At 44.8% G+C, this 13,846-nt stretch carries 13 protein-coding genes; 12 read left to right on the forward strand and 1 reads right to left on the reverse strand.

Going from position 1 to position 13,846, the window contains the following annotated elements:
• Positions 1-5 precede the first annotated feature (5 nt).
• The 12 genes from hisD to OC443_RS08565 all read left to right on the forward strand — a co-directional run bounded on the left by hisD (position 6) and on the right by OC443_RS08565 (position 10,666).
• Positions 6-1,298, forward strand: coding sequence for a histidinol dehydrogenase (gene hisD, locus OC443_RS08510; protein WP_073585976.1), 1,293 nt, complete (start codon positions 6-8; stop codon positions 1,296-1,298).
• A gap of 5 nt (positions 1,299-1,303) precedes the next feature.
• Entirely contained in the window at positions 1,304-2,344 is a 1,041-nt protein-coding gene (gene hisC / locus OC443_RS08515; protein WP_073585990.1) for a histidinol-phosphate transaminase, read from the forward strand.
• Positions 2,345-2,374: 30 nt separating this feature from the next.
• The gene (gene hisB / locus OC443_RS08520; RefSeq protein WP_073585975.1) at positions 2,375-3,448 is read left to right on the forward strand and encodes a bifunctional histidinol-phosphatase/imidazoleglycerol-phosphate dehydratase HisB; all 1,074 of its coding nucleotides are present in this window, start codon (positions 2,375-2,377) and stop codon (positions 3,446-3,448) included.
• A complete protein-coding gene (hisH, locus tag OC443_RS08525; protein ID WP_073585974.1) occupies positions 3,448-4,068 on the forward strand; it encodes an imidazole glycerol phosphate synthase subunit HisH in 621 nt (206 codons plus the stop codon). The genes hisB and hisH overlap by 1 nt, the downstream gene beginning before the upstream one ends.
• 21 nt (positions 4,069-4,089) lie before the next feature.
• On the forward strand, positions 4,090-4,827 hold the full coding sequence (gene hisA / locus OC443_RS08530) for a 1-(5-phosphoribosyl)-5-[(5-phosphoribosylamino)methylideneamino]imidazole-4-carboxamide isomerase (RefSeq protein WP_073585973.1): 738 nt from the start codon (positions 4,090-4,092) through the stop codon (positions 4,825-4,827).
• A gap of 195 nt (positions 4,828-5,022) precedes the next feature.
• The gene (locus tag OC443_RS08535; RefSeq protein ID WP_143169427.1) at positions 5,023-6,522 is read left to right on the forward strand and encodes an integrase family protein; all 1,500 of its coding nucleotides are present in this window, start codon (positions 5,023-5,025) and stop codon (positions 6,520-6,522) included.
• A gap of 334 nt (positions 6,523-6,856) precedes the next feature.
• Complete coding sequence (locus OC443_RS08540) at positions 6,857-7,219, forward strand: hypothetical protein (protein WP_073585971.1); 363 nt, start codon at positions 6,857-6,859, stop codon at positions 7,217-7,219.
• Positions 7,212-7,715 (forward strand): hypothetical protein, encoded by a 504-nt coding sequence (locus OC443_RS08545; protein WP_073585970.1) that lies wholly within the window; start codon positions 7,212-7,214, stop codon positions 7,713-7,715. Before OC443_RS08540 ends, OC443_RS08545 begins: the two co-directional genes overlap by 8 nt.
• 1 nt (position 7,716) lies before the next feature.
• On the forward strand, positions 7,717-8,166 hold the full coding sequence (locus OC443_RS08550) for a hypothetical protein (protein ID WP_073585969.1): 450 nt from the start codon (positions 7,717-7,719) through the stop codon (positions 8,164-8,166).
• An 11-nt stretch (positions 8,167-8,177) separates the two neighbouring features.
• Positions 8,178-8,996 (forward strand): ADP-ribosylglycohydrolase family protein, encoded by an 819-nt coding sequence (locus OC443_RS08555; RefSeq protein WP_073585968.1) that lies wholly within the window; start codon positions 8,178-8,180, stop codon positions 8,994-8,996.
• A 31-nt stretch (positions 8,997-9,027) separates the two neighbouring features.
• Positions 9,028-10,350 carry a hypothetical protein gene (locus OC443_RS08560; protein WP_073585967.1) on the forward strand — a complete coding sequence of 441 codons (1,323 nt, stop codon included), beginning with the start codon at positions 9,028-9,030 and terminating at the stop codon, positions 10,348-10,350.
• A 49-nt stretch (positions 10,351-10,399) separates the two neighbouring features.
• Positions 10,400-10,666, forward strand: a complete 267-nt coding sequence (locus OC443_RS08565; protein WP_073585966.1) for a hypothetical protein — start codon at positions 10,400-10,402, stop codon at positions 10,664-10,666.
• 210 nt (positions 10,667-10,876) lie between these two features.
• Here OC443_RS08565 and OC443_RS08570 read toward each other — a convergent pair whose 3' ends face one another.
• Positions 10,877-13,264, reverse strand: coding sequence for an AAA family ATPase (locus OC443_RS08570; protein WP_073585965.1), 2,388 nt, complete (start codon positions 13,262-13,264; stop codon positions 10,877-10,879).
• Positions 13,265-13,846 lie beyond the last annotated feature (582 nt).

Below are 13,846 nucleotides of genomic sequence, written 5' to 3' on the forward strand. Positions count from 1 at the left end.
TTGCAATGAGAACTGTGGTTTGGCAATCCCTGAGTAAAGAACAGCGAATCTCTGTACTTGAGCGGCCTGCAATTACTGAAGGGCAGAGTATTACTTCTGCAGTAGAACAGGTGATTGCAAATGTGCGTGAGAATGGTGATCAGGCACTGCGGGAGTTGACTCTCAAATTTGATGGTGTTGATCCCGGCTCTGTCCGCGTCAGTGATGAAACAATTGAGGCTGCCGCATCCCGTCTTTCTCCTGAAATGATCCAGGCGCTGGAGCAGGCTTATGAGAATATTGCAAAGTTTCACCGGGCTCAGATACCACAAGCGGTGAAGCTGGAAACAATGCCGGGCGTGATGTGTGAACAGGTGACACGGCCGGTTAATACGGTCGGACTCTATATCCCCGGTGGCAGTGCGCCTCTTCCATCAACGGTGTTAATGTTAGGTGTTCCTGCACAAATTGCCGGATGTCAGAAAGTCATTTTATGTTCTCCGCCGCTAATTGCTGATGAAATCTTATACGTAGCGAAGTTGTGTGGTATTGATGAAGTGTATAACGTTGGCGGAGCACAAGCTGTTGCTGCCATGGCTTATGGCACAGAGACTGTGGCGAAAGCCGATAAAATCTTCGGGCCGGGCAATGCTTATGTCACTGAAGCGAAACGTCAGGTCAGCAACGATTTCCGTGGTGCGGCGATTGATATGCCCGCCGGGCCATCGGAAGTGATGGTCATTGCGGATGAAACCGCTGATCCGGAGTTTATCGCTGCAGACCTGCTGAGTCAGGCAGAGCACGGACCTGATTCTCAGGTGGTTTTGGTGACGCCGTCTCCGGTCATCGCCGATCAGGTGTCCGATGCAGTGAAAAAGCAGTTGCAACGTTTATCCCGTGCTGAAATCGCTGAGAAAGCGCTGGCATCGAGCCTGATTGTTATTTGTGAATCAATGACGCAAGCTGTTTCTATTTCTAATTTCTATGGCCCGGAACACTTGATTGTTCAAACCCGGACCCCGAGAGAGTTATTACCGTTACTGGATAACGCCGGATCAATCTTTTTAGGCATGTGGTCGCCAGAATCCGCTGGTGACTATGCATCCGGTACCAATCATGTGTTACCCACTTATGGCTATACCCGGACCTACTCGAGTCTCGGACTGGCAGATTTCAGTAAACGGATGACGGTACAGGAACTGAGCGCTGACGGGCTGGCTGCATTAGCGCCGACTGTCGTCACGATGGCGGAAGCCGAAGGGCTGGATGCTCACAAACGTGCGGTTACCATCCGGGTTGAAAAATTACAGGAGAAATAAATATGGTGATGAAACTTGCAAGGAAACAGGTTCAGGCTTTAACGCCATATTTGTCCGCAAGACGGATTGGCGGCAGCGGTGATGTGTGGCTCAATGCCAATGAGTCTCCTTTCGATAACGAATATAAGGTGAACTTTTCCCGTCTGAACCGTTATACCAGTTGTCAGCCAGAAGCGATGATTGGAGCTTATGCATCATATGCTGGTGTGACAGCTGAACAGGTGTTAACAACCCGCGGTGCGGATGAAGGGATTGAACTGCTGATTCGTGCTTTTTGTGAACCGGGTGATGATGCTATTTTATTTTGTCCGCCAACATACGGCATGTACGCGATTAGTGCTGAGACAATTGGCGTTGAAAGAAAAACGGTTCCGCTGACCAGTGAATGGCAACTGGATTTACCTGCCATTGAGAAGAATCTTGACGGGGTCAAAGTCGTTTTTGTTTGTAGTCCCAATAATCCGACCGGGAATCTGGTGCGTAAAGAAGACATGATGACTTTACTGGAGATGACCCGTGATCAGGCGATTGTGGTTATCGACGAAGCGTACATTGATTTTTGTCCGGAAGCTTCAGTAGTGAGTTTGCTTGAGGAATTTGAACATCTGGCCATTTTGAGGACGTTGTCAAAAGCGTTTGCACTTGCCGGGCTTCGCTGTGGTTTTACGCTGGCAAACAAGGCGTTGATTGAAGTGCTGCAAAAAGTGATTGCGCCATATCCAGTGCCGCTGCCGGTTGAAGAAATAGCGCAGCAGGCTTTGTCTGAAAGTGGTTTGGCCAGAATGAAATTTCAGGTGTTGGATTTAAATGCCAACCGGGCCTATTTGCAGGCAGGGTTAAGTACCATTCCGGGCGTGAAAATTAATGAAGGGTGGGGAAACTTTATGCTGGTTGAGTTTCCGGACGGTGACGCGCTGTTTAAAGCGGCATGGAATCACGGCATTATTTTACGGAACTCCCCGGTTAAAAACTGTATCCGGATCAGTGTTGGTAACCGTGAAGAATGTGAAAAAACACTAACTTTTATTCGTAATTACTATCAGTAATTTGTTGTTAACAATGAAAAGGATACTTCCGTGAGTAAGCAGCAAAAAATTCTATTTATCGATCGTGACGGAACGTTGATTATTGAGCCTCCCGTTGATTTTCAGGTCGACAGACTGGATAAACTTCAGTTTGAACCGGGGGTGATTCCTGCACTGCTGTCATTGCAGGATGCGGGTTACCGGCTGGTGATGGTGACCAATCAGGATGGTTTAGGCACTGATAGCTATCCGCAGGCAGATTTTGATGCACCGCATCAGATGATGATGGATATATTTACCTCTCAGGGGGTTGTGTTCGATGATGTGTTGATTTGTCCGCATTTTGATCACGATAACTGTACCTGCCGTAAACCTAAACTCGGGCTGGTGAAGCCATATCTTCAGGAAGGACGGGTTGATTTTAAAACGTCTGCAGTGATTGGCGATCGCGCCACAGATATGCAGCTGGCAGAAAATATGGCCGTCCGTGGCATTCAGTACAATCCGGAAACAATGAACTGGCCGGATATTGTGAAAATGCTGACCACACAACCCCGCATCGCAGAAGTGACCCGTAAGACAAAAGAAACTGATATTTGTGTTGCCGTGAATCTGGATGAAACCACAGGGACAGACATTGAAACCGGCCTTGGTTTTTTCGACCATATGCTGGATCAAATTGCAACGCATGGCGGTTTTCAACTGCGCCTGAAAGTGAAAGGCGATCTGCATATTGATGACCACCACACAATAGAAGATACTGCGCTGGCGTTAGGGCAGGCATTGAAAGAAGCGCTGGGTGATAAGCGTGGCATTGGCCGCTTTGGTTTTACCCTGCCAATGGATGAGTGCCTGGCACAATGTGCACTGGATATTTCCGGCCGTCCATATTTTAAGTTTGATGCAGAATTCAGCCGCGAGCAGGTCGGTGATTTTTCAACCGAAATGGTTTATCACTTCTTCCGTTCTTTTGCCGATGCGATGGGATGCACGCTGCACATTTCGTCATCCGGTAAAAATGATCACCACATTATAGAAAGTCTGTTTAAAGCCTTCGGCAGAACTTTGCGGCAGGCCGTGAAAGTAGAAGGAAATGAACTCCCCAGCAGTAAAGGAGTACTGTAATGAAAGCACAAAAAATCGTGATTATTGATACCGGTTGTGCCAACGTTTCTTCCGTCAAATTTGCCGTGGAACGCTTAGGATATCAGGTTTCTATTTCCCGTGAGCCTTCCGTTGTTCTTGCTGCGGATAAACTGTTTTTACCGGGGGTCGGAACCGCGACTGAGGCGATGAAAAACCTGGCAGAGCGTGGTTTGATTGAACTGGTAAAACAGGTTGAAAAGCCCTTATTGGGAATTTGTCTTGGGATGCAGTTGCTTGGAAAACTATCTCAGGAAAGAGGTAGCCGGGCCAGTGAAGATGACGTCGTACCCTGTCTGGGTTTGTGTCCGGGAGAAGTCCGGCTGATGGAAACCGGTGATTTACCTTTACCACATATGGGCTGGAATACCGTTTCGGCAACACCGGGAAACCCGCTGTTTCAGGGGATAGAAGAGGGGCAGTATTTCTATTTCGTCCACAGTTATGCCATGCCTGCAGGTGAATGCACCATTGCTCAGTGTGACTATGGTACGCCGTTCAGTGCCGCCATACAGAACCGCAATTATTATGGTGTTCAGTTCCACCCGGAACGTTCAGGCAAAGCCGGAGCGAAGCTGATTGAAAACTTCCTGGCTCTTTAACAGGTAAAAGGATAAAACGAAGTGATTATACCCGCATTAGATTTAATTGATGGTCAGGTTGTCCGCCTGTTTCAGGGCGATTACGGACAGGTGACCGAATATAAAGTAAATCCGGCAGAGCAGTTTAATTTATATCATCAGGCTGGTGCAGAGTGGTTGCATCTGGTGGATTTGACAGGAGCAAAAGATACCAGTGCTCGGCAGCTTGATCTGATTGCCCGCCTGTTAAGTGCCACACCGGCCAGCATTCAGATTGGTGGCGGAGTCCGGAGCGAGCAGGATGTTGCTGATTTGCTTCAGGCCGGTGCTCAACGTGTCGTGATTGGTTCAACGGCGGTCAAACATCCGCAGCTGGTTCAGGGCTGGATGGAAAAATATGGTGCTGAAAAAATTGTACTGGCACTGGATATCAACATTGATAGTAACGGCCAGCGTCATGTCGCGGTTTCCGGATGGCAGGAAAATTCCGGTGTCACAATTGAGTTTCTGATTGATGATTATCTCAAAGCTGGTCTCAGGCATGTGCTTTGTACCGATATTTCCCGTGATGGCACCCTGCAAGGCTCCAATGTGGCGCTTTATCAGGATTTGTGTCGTCTGTATCCTCAGATTGAATTCCAGTCTTCCGGTGGTATTGGTTCACTGGCTGATATCGAGGCGTTAAAAGGATCTGGTGTTGCCGGTGTGATTGTTGGCCGAGCTTTACTGGATGGGAAATTTACAGCAGAGGAGGCTTTCTCATGTTGGCAAAGCGAATAATTCCTTGCTGTGAAATGCTAAAATAAAATCACCCGCTAATAAAGTAAGCCTAAGATGTTGATAATTATTGATATTTACTAATGTTTTCTATCTCTTTGGGCGAAATTTATTAGCTGCTGACGATATAAAATGATGCAAATGTGATGTAAAAATACTATTCTGATGCAAATGAGATGCAAAGAATAGAGGTATCGAGTGAGTAAAAATGCACGGGTATTGCATAAATTCACACGCACATTCATCATGAATTTAAGCAAGCAAGAGCCCGACGGCGAGCAGAAAATCTACAAAGATACTGCTCATGATGCCAATGGGCTCATGCTTCGCGTCTCGCCGAAAGGCAAGCTTACATATGTAGTGCATGGTCGCATCAAAGCGGAAGGAAAGTCAGCTCAATTCTTCAACATCGGCAATGCCGAACAGATGCTGCTAGAAGTTGCTCGCAAGCAAGCTGAAAAGTTTAAAAGCTGGATGGCGGAAGGACTCCACCCCATCGAGGCTCAAAACCGCCAAGAGCGTACTTTTACTCTACAGGAATTCCTTGAAAGCTATCTCGATACTCGCGGTATAAAGTCTTCTGCCAACCCCAAGGGATTGCAGCAAGACACTGTTGATGAGTACAGAAAGCAGTTCGCTCGTCTAAACAAGAAGTTTCAAACTCGAAATGCACTAAAGATTACTCGCGAGGATGTCAAAAAAGAGCACAATGATGTTGCTCGCCGACATACCGATTTTATGTCAGACAAGACTTTTCAGTTGGTTGGAGCACTTTATCGTCATGCTATCAAGATGTATCGCGATGATGTTGGTGATGAGCAGATTGTAAAATCCAACCCAGTGGATGTTCTTACAGTCACCGGCGGCTGGAAAGTTAACGATGGTCAATCTCGACGAATAACAGACTGTATTGACACAGAGCACATGCCTTCTGTTTATCAAGCCATCGAAGATTTGAAAGATTACAAGGATGGCATTAAATACATTCACAAACAAACTCCGTCTGTTGTTGTAGCTGCTCACTTTTTCCGCTTTATGTTGTTTACAGGATGGCGACCTGAGGAAGTATCTAAAATGACTTGGAGTCAAGTTGCAGATGATTTTAGAGATGTGACCTGGGATGATAGTGAAGCAGCAGCTGGTCTAAAGGGCGCTGAAGAACAGTATAGAGCTCCGCTAAACTCTGAAGCTACAAAGACACTTCAAAGATTGCGAGAGTATCAGTTCGACAGCAAATGGGTATTCCCAAACAAAACTCTTAGTAATCACTTCAAGCAGAATCCAACAATGTATGTACAGTTGCTAACTGAGTTAGCAGACACTGGGAAAAGGTATACAGCAGGCATCTTTAGAAAGACATTTCAGACTTACGCTGAGCATATTAATGTCAATCCGGTAACTATTAAGCGCTTAGTTTTCCATACTCAAAAACACTATAACGTACAAGGCGGATACATTTTTGCAAATCGCGAGAACTTGCGTCGACAGAGTCAGCGAGTGTGCGATTTTATCCTGATGCATGCCGATCAAACAAACCTGGCACAATCTCAGCAAGTACAGGTTGATGTAAGTTATATCGAAGCAGCTCGTGCAGTGGTAAGTGATGAAAGCTCAAAATATGAGCTAGTTAGCGAAGTGCTAGAACATTGGTTAAAGCTTGGTATGACGTTCGACCAAGTACAAAACAAGCGTGAATAACAAACTGGCCCCATCCCGCGTAGCGGGCCATTCATAAAAATACCTTGACGTCAATAAATATTTATGATAAATTTCTCTGCCGTCAGCGAGAGGTACGTTTAAATGCTTAGATTCATTTCTTTCAGATACATCGCACTGCTTATCGCTGTAGTACTTGTTATTGATTACGTTATTTACACATCAACTGGAGGCACTGGCTTTTAACCTGCCAAATATGGCACTTCAAAGACGACTATAAGTCGCAATTCTTTTTAATAGTTCAAAACCAAAAAACCTGCTCAACATGCGCGTCTTGCGTAGAGCTTTACTCAACCTAAAAAAGGTACTTTGAACTATGCTAAATACAGCACAACTACAACGCTATAACGACTTCTCAACTCTTCTTTGCATCGAAGAAACTCGCAAGTTCTCTGAAGATATGGAGCATGTGAACTATCTGTACTCGTCTGAAGTGCAGAAGCTCATAGATAAAGAAGCTATTCAAATCAAAGAGCTTCAACGCTCTATTCACGAGATTGAGTACACTCGAACTCACCCATTGCAAACTTTTGAGCACAACGACATCAAGCTGATGTTCTGTGTTAGCTCGCTTGCTGAAAATAAGTTTCAAGTAACTGTTTTTATCGACAACCCAAACAAGCGCGTAAGCCTGATCGGCAAGATTGACGAATTGCTAGAGGAAAAACTGCATGACTAAACCCGCATTTGACCGCACGAAGTACAAGCGACTGATTGAAGTTGCGACGACTCAAGCGGGCATGCGAGATACCTTGGAGCGCATGGAAGCGCTCGTTATCAAGCTGTCGCCGGGCGTCGATAAGTTCATCAAGAAATATGGTTGCATGAGCGTAGATAAGTTCTTGAAAGTGCTTCCGTACGCTCCGATTGCAAGTGACTTGCGTAGCTTCTTTAAAGTGCAAGTAAGCGACAGAGATTCAGTGCAGTTCTATATGTGCGCTTATCAAACTCGCATGAGCGCAGAGTTGGATACGTTCGTCGTTTACATCTGTACAAAAGATGAAGACGAAGAGTTCGGTATTATCGATACGCTTCTGCAAGCTACTGATAATCAGTTGCCTAATTTGCCGCCTGATGCTTTACCTGCTTCTGTCGTTGAGTCAACTGTAGATTGGGATGACCTAGACAATATCGACTGGAACGACCTGGCAGAATTCGACAAATTGGGAGGTTGATATGTTTCTTGAGCAGGCAGCAGAACGGCTTGAGTTAGATATACGCAATCTAACAAGCAAAGAGACAAAGCTACTTATCACAGAAACGTATCGAGACATCAATAGAGCAGTGCTTCAATCTTTAGCGCTCAATCTGGATGGCGAGAATCTCAAAGCCTTGGGTGGCGCTACAGTTCACTTTCGCATGTGCAATTTTCTGAGACTTCAAGCTCTGTATAAGGAGCTTGATGTTAGAGAAATGCTCGGCGTAATGCTTGAATACAGAGAGCCTGAGTACGAGCACGATGTATACCAAGTCGGTTGGCTGCCGTACTACCATTATGTGCTCTTTTGGCATATTCAAGCTTACCGAAATAAGCGATTAATCAACATGTACAGATTGCCTGCTCGTGACTTTTCGAATATCGAATTCCGAGTACATGTGAGCGCCGAAGTTGGTAAATTTAAGTAAGGAGTGACTATTTGATAGGCGGAATTATTGGTGACATCGCTGGCTCACTTCTCGAGGGTGCTCAGCTGCGAACTTACAACTTAAACGAAGCTAAGATGTTTTGCGCGAAAGCACATCCGACCGATGACAGTGTGCTTCTTGCTGCGACGGCGCATGCAATGCTTGATGGAAGTGATGACTTTGGCCTGTACTACCAGATCTATGCTGAAACATTCAGCGATTGCAAATACGGGCCGAGCTTTTCGCACTGGATAAGAACCGGCAAGCCATCAGATAGCAGCTACACAAATGGCCCTGCGGCAAGAGCTGGTGTAATTGGATATCTCGATAACGAAGACGAAGTCTTGCTGCTTGCCAAGAAATCAGCAGAGGCCACTCACTCACATCAAGAAGCTATCGATGGTGCTCAAGCGGTCGCATGGTGTGTGTGGGCAATGCGCAAGCGTATTTCAGCTCAAGAAATTTGCGAAGAACTCTACCAGAAATGGAACTATTACGTCGATCAAACGCACTCTCACAATTTAGTAAAGATGAGAAGCGAAGCTGTAACTTCTGATGCAAGCGCTGTGACTACTGTTCCGCTCGCGATATTCATCGCTCTGTATCAGTCGCACAACGTTGAAACAGCTATTCGTGCTTGCCAGTTCGTCGGCGGCGACACGGACACCCTGGCTTGCATGAGCGGGCTTATTAAGTCACAGCAGTATGCGCCGAGCCCACAGTGGGAGCATATGAGCAAGCAAATTTTATGGCGCAAAGCGCCAAGAATTTTACAAACAGTTCAAGAGTTTGAAATGCGATTTGACGACAGTAAATCGCTACCATTTTGACTCCAATCTAAAACAACAACCAGGAGAAAATATGCGCAAAGCAATTATTAGCGTAGGGATAGTTATGTCTTCAGCTTTACTGACTGCCTGCGGTGGTGACGGCGGCAGTGGCAGCGAAGGGAGTGGTGGCGGCCTAGGCAGCACCAGTATCTCGGCAGATAGCTATGTTGCAGGCGAATTTAAAGATGCACAGTCTACTAGCCTTAATCACATACTTTATCCAAATCAGTCGGATTTGGGTTGGGAATGCGTACAGAACTCTGATGATCGTTACTTTGAATCAGATCGCGTAATCGTTGTTGGTGAAGTCGGCATGTCTGATGATGACTATCGTTGGGGTGCTACATTGGGTGAGCGCTCTCTTGATCGAGCACTTACAGCAGTGGGTCTATCGCATGAGCAATATCTGTCTCTAAAGCCGGGCGTGTCTACTGAAATAGCAGGCCGAATTACCACAATGCTTGCTGAAATTGATTATGCGAATAGCGGAAATTCAGTACTAGGCATCGATCTATATGACGATGAGGTTCTTGATCGTTATTTTGATGGTGCAACGCGATCTGGTCTTTATGATGCGCAGCCAGTATCTGATTGGCGAGATATTAGCACTTACATCGTTGACAATGGCTTGTATGGCTCAAATGTGTGGGCTACTCGCCCATTCGAAGTTGAGCTTCAAAGAATGACTCATCAAGAGCAGATCGACCTATACACAGATCTAAAGGCTGAGTTTGATGCAAATGGCGCTTACACTGATGCAACGCCTGTGGATGTTTTTGACTCAATCGAGAAGATGGTAGTTTGCCTTAGCTCAAGTCGCTCAAATTCTGAGTGGGGCATGGGTACAAAGACAGGCTTTGAAGTGGCTGCCAAATCAGCAGCACAGCGCCCTGATGATCTGACTATCGCTACGCACGAAGTTATTCACCATCTTCAAGTCACAATTACCGCGCCTCTTGACGGAAAAATAGCTCTAGAGCGTTGGTTTAGTGAAGGTCAGGCAGTGAAGCTGTCAGGCATGGCAGCAACTAGCGACAAAGGTCATGGTCGCATGACGCTAGATGTAATCAGCTTCCTTGATGCTAGCAGAATGTACGGATTTGCAAATCAAAATGAGTACCCTGATTACGGACAAGCATACAATTGGTTCTTGGGCAAATTTGGACAAAGTGAAGGTGTTGGCTTGCTATTTGATATTCGCAACAACAGTGAGCATCCACACGGTCACGCTTTCGGTCATGAATCATTTGTTGAAGCACTCAACACCCTGACACCAGCATCATGTACTTATGATTGCAGTTATGAGCTAAGCGACTATCGCCTAGACTATCCAACACAGCTACAAAATCTTTAGAACGTGTGTCATCTGCCCTAATTGGACAATATAACGAAAAGGAGGTTGCATGCTTATTGTAATGACAGTCGGTTTGCTCATGTGCCATCTGCAATTCGAGCTGCTAGTCGAATTTTTAGAATGGTTCGAAATATGGGGCGCAATGCAATATTACAATGAAGTGCGTGAAGACGGATCTTTTGGCGAGCAAATCTGCTACTTAAGCTTTAGCACTGAGTACGTGAGTCATGTGCGCGACGATTTGCATTTTTTGATCAAATTTATTTTTATGTTGCCCTATGCCAGATTTGGAATTTTTACTGAAGCGGGGCACTGATATGCATCAACATAAGCTTAAGAAGCACAATATAGTAATTATTGACTACTGAGTTTGATTGCGAAAAATGCAACAAAGAATGTTTGTTATTGCGAAAAGTGGTGTAATAATCTGCTGTAGTGCTATAATTAAAAGATAAGGATTGCAGTTAACTCTCTACTGCAATCGGGCGAGTTTGGTCACTCGCCCTTTCTTTTGTTCCTCGCTCAGCTATGCAGCCTTTCCTTGTGTTGTTATCAAGCATTCTAGGATGCTGGTGTCAATTTGGTTAATGCGTCTTTCAAGTTCTACCGGCAATGTAACAGTATAAGCTCTTTGACGCTTTTTCTTACCGGAAAGCTGAGGTTTGATATTAAACTCGCTTTTTAGAACAGAGGTGATTGTGCTCAAAGGCTGTGCCGTTGATACGTTTGCCCTTTCAAAAGTGTCATGGAAAATATCTAACGCCTTTTTGCTTTGCACTCCAACCGTTAGCTCTGTTTTGAACAAGAAGTTTAGGAAGTCTTTCGCATCAGAGTTGCTGTATTTAAACTCATCCTCAAACAAGCCTACGGTTTCAAAAAACTTGAGAATCATTTGTTGTTTGAACTGTTGGTTGATAGTCAATGAAGATGCCTCCGCTCTAGCAAGCTTGAACTTGTTTATTATGCGTCTGCCAGCGCCATTGTTGTCAAAATCCAGCAGCTCTTGATCAACTACAGGTGTGCAATAGAAGTCACTTAAAGTGAACTTAGAAAGTTTACGCTTGCTGTCAGTTGTTGCATGCTCGCCTTGCTGTTGGATGCGATTGGCTTCAGTAAGAGTGATCGTTTCGGCATTTAGAATCTGTGCTAGTCGAGCTTCTTTTTCCGCTGTGCTTCCTTTCTTGCTTGCTGCTGAGCCATTTGCTTGTTCTTCTTCACTCCCGGTCACGAATTCAATTTCATATCCCAAATGTTCGAGGATGGTCAGGACAGTGAACTCGTAGTTTTCGTGCATGTCTTGCTTGAACTTAGCACGTGCGGCAATTTTCTGGAGATAGTCATCGTCTAACATAAGGTCTAGCTGTTCTCTTGTCAGATCTGCGCTAAACTCGTCGTTTATCATGCTAGTGAGAATGGATGTTTCGCTTTGAGCTTGTCTGTTTCTAACCTGACTGAAGCACAGGTTAACGGATTGAGCTTTTCTAAAGCGACCTGGAGCTTGAATTAAATCGTTTGGGGAAACTGTGCCGTGAGCAATTACTGAAACTGTACTGTACTCGCCATCAAGAATACTTAGACCGTTTTTAGCCGCAGGGTTGTAAAATATAGCTTGAACCGACTGGGCTAGCTCCGTTGGCTTTTGTAGTAATTTAGCTTTGCTTGATTGTGTAAACTCAGCGTCAATCTTCTGAAAATCTACAAAGTGCTCTAGCTCTTCATCTTGTTCGTATTTTCGATGTATTCCTGCAATAGCAAAAACCTCAGCATTAAAAACAGAATTCTCTTGGTTTTTGCCATCGCTAAACACAGCTAGTTTTTTGCCATTTTCAAGTATTTCACGAGATTTTTGTTTGCAAACCGCAGGTGTCGTTACTCTGACTACTGGTTTTTTAAATGGACTTTTCTGCGAGTAAACGTAGATAGTTTTACCGCTCTTTTGTGCCAGTTCATAAAGCCAATCAACTGTGTGGTCATTCAAGAAAGCGTCGAATCCAAATACTGTGTGAGAACTGATGATTTGCTGTTCTAATGTCAGTAGTAGATCCTTTTTTTCAGCTAACGTACTAATGAGATTACTCTGGATTTGATCGCGTACATCTTCCAGTTCGTCAATGAAGAGAGTCTCTGATTTTTTCCGAAAGTAATAGTAGTCATCGCTTAGCAATTTGAGCACAACTCCAAGGACTGCACGAGCCTCCGCGTCGCTATGTGCATATCTGTAGTCACGAGTGTCTTCCTCATTTAGCTGAGAGTAGGTGAGAGAGCGTGAGGCATTGATCGAGATGGGGTAGCGCATGTCATCTTTGGCTGCGGTCATTAACCTTTCTTGGATCTCTGATTTGCCAGTTCCAGGTTCGCCAACGAATAGATGGATGCCTTGTCGTTCTATCAAGTGATTTAGGTTGGCTTTGTAATCTACTTCGACGAACTTGACTTTATCGTTGTCAGGCGAAATCGACGTTGACGACATGACGGCTTGTTTCTTAGCTTGAATAGCTGATTCTAGAGTTACAATAAAAGCCTCGCACCCAGTTTGCATGTGGTCGCGAATGATGCTTTTAAGAGTGTTTAAGCTATTGCTTACCAGAAATTTTAAGCTGTCGTTGATCGCTCTTTTGGTTTCTTTCTTGATTGATTCGTGTGTTTTAGCAAATGACAAGATGGTTAACGACTTTGTTAGAGGAGAATTGCCAAGACTGATTTTTGTTTCGCCGAGTTGAATTTTCACTTGCTGTGCACGGGCAACACATGCATCTTGGTAGAGGTTATCTGAGTCAGTAACGATAGTGATTTTCGACTTTTTCGTGCCTTCAGCAATCACGTCAGTTACGACCGTCGAAATGAAAGGAGTGATAATTCTTTTTGCTTCAGCAGGAATAGTAGGGGTATCAATACGGCTAATGAATGTGCTCATCTTTTACTCTCATTTTTATGTCTAGCACTGGTCAGTGTGCTTGAGTACAGATATGTATCTCACGACTTGTTATTCGTTTATTTTACACCAAATAGGCTTAAAAAACAATAAGTTACAGTATATGCTGGTGTCGATATAAACCAACCAAAACTCAACGGTATACTCCCTATAGAACCGTTTTTTGTCGTTTACCCAGCCTTTTGGCTGGAAAATAATCCAGATTTATTTGCACCTTTCATGGAGGGGGACACTTTCTGGGAGGTGGGTTTCTGTATATATAAAGGATAAGTGCGAAAGTGTACCACTTTCAATGGATGGTTTTCTCGCGAAGCGAGGTGAAAATCAAAGGACAAAGAACCACGGTTGTTCAAGAGTAAGTGGTAAGGCCTGAGAATCTTAGACTCGTTCTAGGTTCTCAATATTCGGTTCATCCGTAACTCGAAATTGCCCCATTTCTTGCCAGCTGTGCTCAACCTCACAAATCATAGTGAGGTTATTTAACCTACTTTTTCTAATCTGTGTAATGTCTAATGCGTTAGAGCCCCACTACTTGTTCTGAGTCAACAGTCGATTGAGAACAAG

The sequence above is a fragment of the Vibrio quintilis genome (genome assembly GCF_024529975.1).
In the GTDB taxonomy this organism is placed as follows: domain Bacteria; phylum Pseudomonadota; class Gammaproteobacteria; order Enterobacterales; family Vibrionaceae; genus Vibrio; species Vibrio quintilis.